4 protein-coding genes and 1 pseudogene are annotated in these 7,684 nt (G+C 69.2%); all 5 read left to right on the forward strand.

The window, feature by feature from the left end:
• The 5 genes and pseudogenes from fxlM to AB0M27_RS35895 all read left to right on the forward strand — a co-directional run bounded on the left by fxlM (nucleotide 1) and on the right by AB0M27_RS35895 (nucleotide 7,534).
• Nucleotides 1-2,295, forward strand: a complete 2,295-nt coding sequence (gene fxlM / locus AB0M27_RS35875; protein WP_365728219.1) for a methyltransferase, FxLD system — start codon at nucleotides 1-3, stop codon at nucleotides 2,293-2,295.
• Nucleotides 2,296-2,378: 83 nt separating this feature from the next.
• Nucleotides 2,379-3,152 (forward strand): annotated as a pseudogene (locus AB0M27_RS35880) (NUDIX domain-containing protein); the annotation flags it as partial.
• Between the two features lie 490 nt (nucleotides 3,153-3,642).
• Nucleotides 3,643-4,875, forward strand: a complete 1,233-nt coding sequence (locus tag AB0M27_RS35885; RefSeq protein WP_365728221.1) for a tyrosine-type recombinase/integrase — start codon at nucleotides 3,643-3,645, stop codon at nucleotides 4,873-4,875.
• Nucleotides 4,875-5,261 (forward strand): helix-turn-helix transcriptional regulator, encoded by a 387-nt coding sequence (locus AB0M27_RS35890; protein WP_365728223.1) that lies wholly within the window; start codon nucleotides 4,875-4,877, stop codon nucleotides 5,259-5,261. The genes AB0M27_RS35885 and AB0M27_RS35890 overlap by 1 nt, the downstream gene beginning before the upstream one ends.
• 959 nt (nucleotides 5,262-6,220) lie before the next feature.
• Nucleotides 6,221-7,534, forward strand: a complete 1,314-nt coding sequence (locus AB0M27_RS35895; RefSeq protein ID WP_365728225.1) for a hypothetical protein — start codon at nucleotides 6,221-6,223, stop codon at nucleotides 7,532-7,534.
• The last annotated feature ends 150 nt before the right edge of the window (nucleotides 7,535-7,684 follow it).

Genomic DNA, 7,684 nt, shown 5'->3' on the forward strand with positions numbered 1-7,684 from the left:
GTGGGATACACGCAGCAAGACGAATGGCACGACCACTACGCCCGCGGGAAGAGTTTCCGGGCCCTGACCGACGCGGAACGCGCCGTAGTGGATACCACCCTGCGCCCGCAGGGCCCCGCCGTCGCCCTGGACGTGGGCTGCGGTCTGGGCGAACTCGCCCTCCACCTTGCCCAGACGGGCTACTCGGTCGACGCCGTCGACTACGCGGAGTCGGCCGTCGAACTCGCCGCCGCGCAGGCTCCCGACGGAGCCGACGTACGCTTCCTGCACCACGACATCGAGCACGACTCCCTCGCCGCCCTGCCGCATGATGCGTACGACCTGATCACCTTCCGCCTGAGCTACGCCTTCGTCCAAAACCGCACATGGCTCCTCAACCGTCTGCGCGAGCAACTGCGCCCCGACGGCACCATCTGCATCATCACGCCGCTCGCCGGCACCGTCCCCGCAGACCGGCGCGACATCGCCCTGGACGAGGACGAACTCACCCTTGCCAGCGCCGGATGGGCCATGGCCGATCGATTCGACGCCGACGGCCTGGCCGTGCTGGTGCTGCGCCATCCGGTCACCGGGCCGGTGGCCTTCGCCGACAAGCAACGCCCCGCCCCGCAGGGCCTCATCGGCGCCGGTGTCGTAGTCACCGACGAACAGGGCCGCGTACTGCTCGGCCGATCGGCGCGCGGCGTCTGGGAACTTCCCGGCGGCAAGCCCGACCCAGGCGAATCCTTCGAACAGGCAGCCGTCCGCGAGCTGGCCGAGGAGACCGGACTGGAAGCCTCGACGGACGACGCCCAAGTACTCGCCGTCCTGATGGACACCACCTACAACGTGCCCCGCCTGACCGCCGCCGTCCGCGTCACCGCCCACCACGGAACCCCCGCAGTGCTCGAACGCGACCTGTTCCACCGCTGGGAGTGGCACTGGCCCGCCGACCTGCCCGCTCTCACGGGCACGCTGTTCACGCCGTCCGCGCATGTGCTGGACTGCGTCTGGCCCGGTCTCCTCAAGGACCTGCCGCCCGTGCACCGTAACCTCTGCCTCCAGCCCAGGCCGTCAGAGGACCCCGAGAGGGAGCGCGCGAGCCACCGGTTGCGCGAGGCGATGACCGACAGACTCATCGACCAGGGTTACATCGCCGACGCCTCCGTCGAGGCTGCCTTTCGACGGGTGCGCCGACACCTCTTCCTCCCCGGGGTGCCGCTGGAGACCGTGTACGCCGCAGAGGACGCGATTATCGCCACCAAAAGAGACCGCAACGGCCGGGCCACCAGTACGGTCTCGGCACCCTGGCTGCAGGCCGTCATGCTCCGCGAGGCTGCCCTCGGCCCTGGCCAGATCGCGCTGGAGATCGGTTCCAACGGCCCCAACGCCGGCCATATGCAGGAAGTCGTCGGCCCCGGAGGGCTGATCGTCACCATGGACATCGACCCGTTCGTCGTCGAGCGCACGGCACGGTTCCTGCCCGCCGCCGGGTACGACCGGGTGCGCGTCGTACTGGGCGACGGCGAGCACGGTGCTCCCGGCTTCACCGACGAAGGCTCTCTCGACGCAATCATCGTGACCGTCCAAGCCCCCGACATCCCGCCGGCCTGGATCACCCCGCTCGTCGAGGGCGGGCGCCTCGTGGTCCCGCTGACAATCCACGGATACAGCTGGGCCGTCGCCTTCGAGAAGCACGGCGACCAGCTGGTCAGCCGCTCGTACACGGTGTGCGGGTTCATCCCCATGCAAGGCGCCGGAGCGCCGACGGAAGACGTCGTGTCCCTGCGTGGCGGGGAAATCCGCGTGCGGTTCCCCGAGGGCGGAACGGCGGACGCCGAGCAGCTCACCCGGGCCCTGCAGGCGCCTCGGCTCGAACGCCGGACCGGCATCACGATTCCTGGCAACACCCCGTTCGACAAGCTCATGCTGTGGCTCGCCACCACGATGGACGGCTTCTGCCGCTTGGCCGTCGACCCGGAACTCGACACCGGAATCGTCGAGCGCTCCAAGGGCTGGGACGCAGCAGCCGTGGTCCGAGGCAGCTCCCTCGCCCGCCTGCTGCTCCAGCAGACCGGCCCTGCCGCATGGGAGTGGTGCATTCACGCCTACGGACCGGCCGCCGAGCAACTCGCTGAGGAGATGACGCAGCAGGTCATCGTCTGGGACCGCGACCACCACATCCGCGACGCTCCCCGCTTGACGGTCCGGTCCCGCCTCGGCGGCGGCACCGAAGAGACGGGCACCCGCACCCTCGTGAAGCGGCACGCACGCCTCGACTTCGACTGGACGAGCCCGCACCGCACAAGCCGTTAATGCTGAAGCCGTCCCCACGTACGAGCCTGTGGCGGCATCGCGAACCCCCGTCCGTCAAGGAGATCCGTTTGTACGTCATCCTGATGCCCGACCCGCGCGTGGCCGCCATCCCTGTCAAGGAGTGCGACGAACCACTCGTCGGTGTCCGGGCCTATCGAGACCTGCTGGTCGACGACCTCAAGTCCGAGCCGTCCGGGTACTTCGCGCACCTACATCAGGGCGTCCTGGAACGCCCCCTTCATGCCCAGTCGCAGCTTCCTGCCGGACTCCGGCTGCTGTTCGTCGAGGGATACCGGCCACCCCAGGTCCAGGGGTCGTACTTCGAGAAATACGCGGGAGAGCTGCGAGCAGGCAATCCGAGCTGGTCCGAGGAACAGATCCGCTCCCCAGCCCGCGCCGAGCACACGCCCGCCCACCCTCGAGGAAGGCAGAGCCAAGTGACCACTCCCATCTCACGTTCGGATCATGTTGCACCGCGTGCCGCCCGGTCCGCAGGGCAGCACGCCGTCTCCCGGCACGCGGTGTGGGTCGGCGCCGCCGCGCTCGTCACTGACCAGATCGGCCGAGTCCTGCTCGTTCACCCCACCTACCGCGAGGACGACCGGTGGCTGCTGCCCGGAGGAGTCGTCGAACCCGGCGAGCACCCTCACGTCACCTGCCGGCGCGAGATCACCGAGGAACTGGGCCTGGCGAACCTGCCCCTGTCGGACGTGCTCGCCGTCCACTCTCTCTCCCCGCACCACCCCGACACCCAGCCCGGCACGCCTTTCCCCGGGGAGATCCGGTTCGTCTTCGATGGGGGAACCCTCACCCCCGACCAGGTGGAGGCGATCCGCCTGCCGCGCGAGGAACTGTCCGAGTTCGCCTTCCTCGAAACCCGGGACGCGGTGCAGCGGCTGAGGCCCGTGGACGGGCAGATCATGCTCGCCGCCTACCGTGCCCGGCTCGGGAACACCGCCACAGCGCACCTCGCCGACGGCCGGCACATCCTCGACGTCCCGGCGCTGGACCGCCATGACGTCCACGTCCGCTACCGGCCTCTGTGGGACAGCCCCCTCAACCGCGGCCCCGTCCCCGAGCGGCTGCCCGTGCTGCAAGCCTGGGCGTGGTGCTTCGTCCCCGACGGCCGGGTCGTCCTCTTCTCCGCGCAGGGTTGCCCGGGAGTCATCATCAGCGCGGTCCCGAAAGTGCCGACCTGTCCGCATCTCTGGAGCGCCTTCTCCGCAGTTCTACCACTTCCCGCCCTCCCGGACAGCGTGCCCATCTGCGGGCCCACTCGTTGTGATGACTGCAAGGCATCACCGATGCCTCAATGGCATCGGCTAGTTGTGGGGCGGAGAGCGGTTCATGAGCACGAAGATCGAACTTCCGACGCACCGAACACGGCGGTCCGGACTCGGGAGTTCGACCCATGGGTTGCCGGACGGGGTGGCCCGGCTGCGGTCTCCTTCGGTCGTCTTCGAGCAGACCCTCACCGGGTTCGGCGGCAGTCAGAGGGCCCGGCATCTCGGCCAGGACACGATCCGTGGTCGGGAGCGGACCGTGCGGCAGCTGCAGGCGTTCTCGGGTGCCTTCCCGTGGCAGCCGGTCTGGGGTGCGCCGTTGTACGACCGCTGGTCGGCGGCACTCGCCGACCAGGTCGCCACGTCAACGGTGATCGCCCACCAGCAGAAGGTCGGGCTGTATCTGACGTATCTGTGCGAGCCGGCGTACGGCTGGCGGGAGGTCTGTCAGGAACTGTTCGGGACATTCAACGAGCGGGCTCTGTGGGATCTGAACCGGGTTCGCCACTCGCAGGAGTACGTTGGCCGACCGAACCGGAACCGTCCGCTGACGCGGCCGGAGATCCGGTCGCTGATCGGGCAGATCGATCCGGAGATCCGGCGGCTACAGTCGGTCGGTCTCAAGGGGGCGCTGTCGGCGGCGCGGGATCTTGCGCTGCTGACGACCACGTACGCGTGGGGGTTGCGGCGCCGGGAGGCCGCCCGGCTCGACCTGCACGATTGGCGTCGGCAGCCCCGGCTCCCGGAGTTCGGGGACTTTGGTGGTCTGGCGGTGCGCTGGGGCAAGGCGATGGCCGGGCAGCCGCCGCGGCGCCGAACGGTGGTCTCTGTGTGGCCATGGGCGGTATCCACGGTCAGGTTCTACGTCGAGCACGTGCGGCCGTTGTTCTACCAGGGCCGCCGGGACGACGGCGTCATGTTCCCCACCGAGCGCGGCTCGCGGATCAGCGAGCGGTCGCTCAACGACCGGTTTGCGCACTGGCGGGACAAGGCCGGCCTGGCCGAGGAACTTGGCCCCCATTGTCTTCGTCATACGTATGTCACCAGGCTCATCGAGTCGGGATACGACGCGGGGTTCGTGACCGAGCAGGTTGGCCACTCTCACGCCGCCACGACGGCGATCTACACGGCGCTCAGCAGCGAGTACAAGAACTTGCAGGTCCGCCAGCACCTGGAGGCGGCCGAGGCCGAGGTGCTCCGTCTCGCGTTCGCCCAGGCCGAGCTCGAGGCGGAGTGTGATGAGGAGATGGCGATCACCCTCGCTCTGCAGGGTGCTGAGTCTCGGAGGGGCGCGTGATGAGGGCGGTACCCGCTCCGGAGCCCCGTCCGGAAGGCGTCAGGGCCAGCTCAAGACCGCGGTACGAGTGGCGGCTGCGCGAGCTGATGGCCGTCAGGAAGCACTGGTACACCACCACCAAGCTGACCGAGGCCCTGCACGAGTACGGGTTCGACTTCGACCGGAGTCATATCTACCGGCTGGTCAGCGGCGGCAAGCCGCCCAAGATGCCGGTCGATCTGCTGCTGGCACTGTGCAAGATCCTCGGCTGCCGGTTCGAGGAACTCGTCGTCGAGGTCGCTACGGCGGAAAGCGACGTGCCCGCACCGCCCGAGCAGGCCGGGCCGCGTCCGCTGCTGCCGGAGTCGCCGATGCTCGACGCCGGGTTCTTCGACGCCGAGACCTGATCGGCGCCACCGTGGTGGACAAAGGCCAGCAGCGGGGCCGCGGTTCGTGCGACGACTGCGGGCGCGAGCGGTATCTGCGGGTGAACACCCGCTCGCGTCGGCTGTGCGCGACCTGTTCCGATCGCCGCCGTCCAACCGAGGAGTGCGTCGACTGCCGCCAGCTCAGGGCTCCCTACGCTCGGACCGCTGCCGGCCCGGTATGCCAGGCGTGTCAACGGCGCCGTAATGCCCAACCGTGCGCCCGCTGTGGCCAACTCCGCGTCGTGACAGCGCGGTTGGACGATGGGGCACCGTTGTGCCAGACCTGCTGGAAGAAGCAGCAACCCGGCGAGCCGTGCGCCGGCTGCGGCAAGGTACGCGCGGTCCACCAGCGCGGCGAGGACGGGCCGCTGTGCGAGCGCTGCTACCGCCAGCGCACCCCTCGCCTGAAGTGCGCGGTGTGCGGCGAAGCTCGCCAGATGCAGAACGCGGCGAAGAGGATCTGCCGCCGTTGTGCCGCGGCGATGCGCACGCATGAGCCGCGCCGGGACTGCGGCAAGAGCCGGGAGGTCGCCCACCGCAACGAGCACGGTCCCCAGTGCCGGTACTGCCGAAGCCGCGACCGCTCCCGCCCCTGCGCACGGTGCGAAACCACCACCGTGATCGTCGCCCGCGGTCCCGACGGGCCTCTGTGCACCCGGTGCCGCCGCCAGGACCGGTTTCCCGAACACTCCTGCCGAGACTGCGGACTGCGTACCGCTGAGGTCACCGCCGTCGAAGACGGAGTCCCCCGCTGTACCTCGTGTTACGGAAAGATACGGGTCTCTTGCAGTCGCTGTGGAGCCATCGCCCGCGCCAACCGCCGCTGGCCCGAAGGGCCGGTCTGCCGGGCGTGTGTTGACCAGGTCCTGTCCAGCCCCGCTGTCTGCTCTCGCTGCCGACAGCCCAGCATCGCCTTTCAACACGACGGTGGTGACCCCGTGTGCCCTGAGTGCGTCGGCGTCCGTTTCTCCTACCGCTGCCGCACCTGCCAGGGCTTCGCCCGGCTCGAATCCGACGCGTGCTGCCGGGCCTGCACCACTCAGAGCCGACTGGCCGCCCTCACCACCGACCCTGTCACCGGCACCGCACCCGAGTGGCTGCGGCCACTCGTCGACGAGCTGGCCGCCTACGAGAAGCCGTCGAGTCTCGACGCCTACCTCCGCGGCCCCGGGGGAGAGATGATCAGGCAGCTCGCCACGGGTTCCCTCCTGCCCACGCACGAGGCCCTCGACGAGCTGCGGCAGACCGCCTCGGTCAACCACCTGCGGGATGTACTCATCCTGGTGGGCATCCTGCCTCCACGCGACGAACACCTTGCGCACCTCGTCCGCGACATCACCGTCCGCGCCAACGCACTTGACCCCGGCAGTCGGCTCATCCTCGCTCGCTACGGCCGCTGGTCCCTGATGCCGCTCGCCCAGCACGCCATCCGTCGCGGCAAGCCCCTGACCAAGGGCCAACGTACCTACCTCCTACGTCGCCTTCGCGTCGCCGGTCAGTTCCTCGACCATCTCCATGGCCGCGGCGTCCTCCTGGCCGACTGCACGCAGGCCCGGTGCGACCGGTGGGTCACCCAGCATGGCCACTACCAGGCAGAACTCCGGCACTTCCTGGTCTGGTCGGCTGACGCTCGCCTGTCCCCGTCCCACATCGCCATCGCTGCCGCCCAGCGCACAGAAGACCGCTCGATCATGAGTGACACCGAACGTGTCCTTACCGCCCTGCGGCTGGAGACCGACGAGTCCGTCCCTCTCGCCGACCGCGTCGCCGGATGCTTGGTCCTCCAGTACGGACAGCTGTGCACCCGCATCGTCGGCCTCACCCTGGACGATGTCCAACGCCACCCGAATGAGCCCGACACCGTCGGGCTGCTCTTCGGACGTGATCCGCTCTGGCTCCGACCTCGCCTGTCCGCGCTACTGCAACGACTGATCGACGACCGCACACCACCGACAGCCATTGCCCGCGCCCGCCCGACCCCCTACCTCTTCCCCGGCATGCGCCCCGGCCGTCCCCTCACCGCGAACGCCTTGAGCGAGCGACTCATCCGCCACGGCATCCCCGCAACCCGCCTCGCCCGCAACGGCGCCTGGCTCTCCCTGGTCAGCTCCGTGCACTGGAAGATGCTCGCCGACCTCATCGGCACTTGCGACGCCACTGCCCACCGCTGGCATAAGCACTCCGCCACCGACCGCGCCAGCTACGTCGCCATGCGGATGAAGGACCGACCACCGCCCTCCGCCCCTGAGTGAGTGTTTGACTACTTCTGGATCAGGGCTGTTCGGTTATGCCAGCTTCTCTCTCGAACCCGGGTTCGACGTAATTCGGGGGCCCTGGAGGTTCTGCGGGCCTGAAAGTGCAGGTCACGGGGTTGGAGGTCGTTCCACGGCTCGGAAGTGCCT

It is taken from the genome of Streptomyces sp. NPDC052107, from assembly GCF_040680215.1.
Taxonomy (GTDB): domain Bacteria; phylum Actinomycetota; class Actinomycetes; order Streptomycetales; family Streptomycetaceae; genus Streptomyces.

Bases quoted from the DNA above. Each gene is read 5' to 3' on its own strand.
- AB0M27_RS35890 (WP_365728223.1), top strand. From the start codon at position 4,875: ATGAGGGCGGTACCCGCTCCGGAGCCCCGTCCGGAAGGCGTCAGGGCC.
- AB0M27_RS35885 (WP_365728221.1), top strand. From the start codon at position 3,643: ATGAGCACGAAGATCGAACTTCCGACGCACCGAACACGGCGGTCCGGA.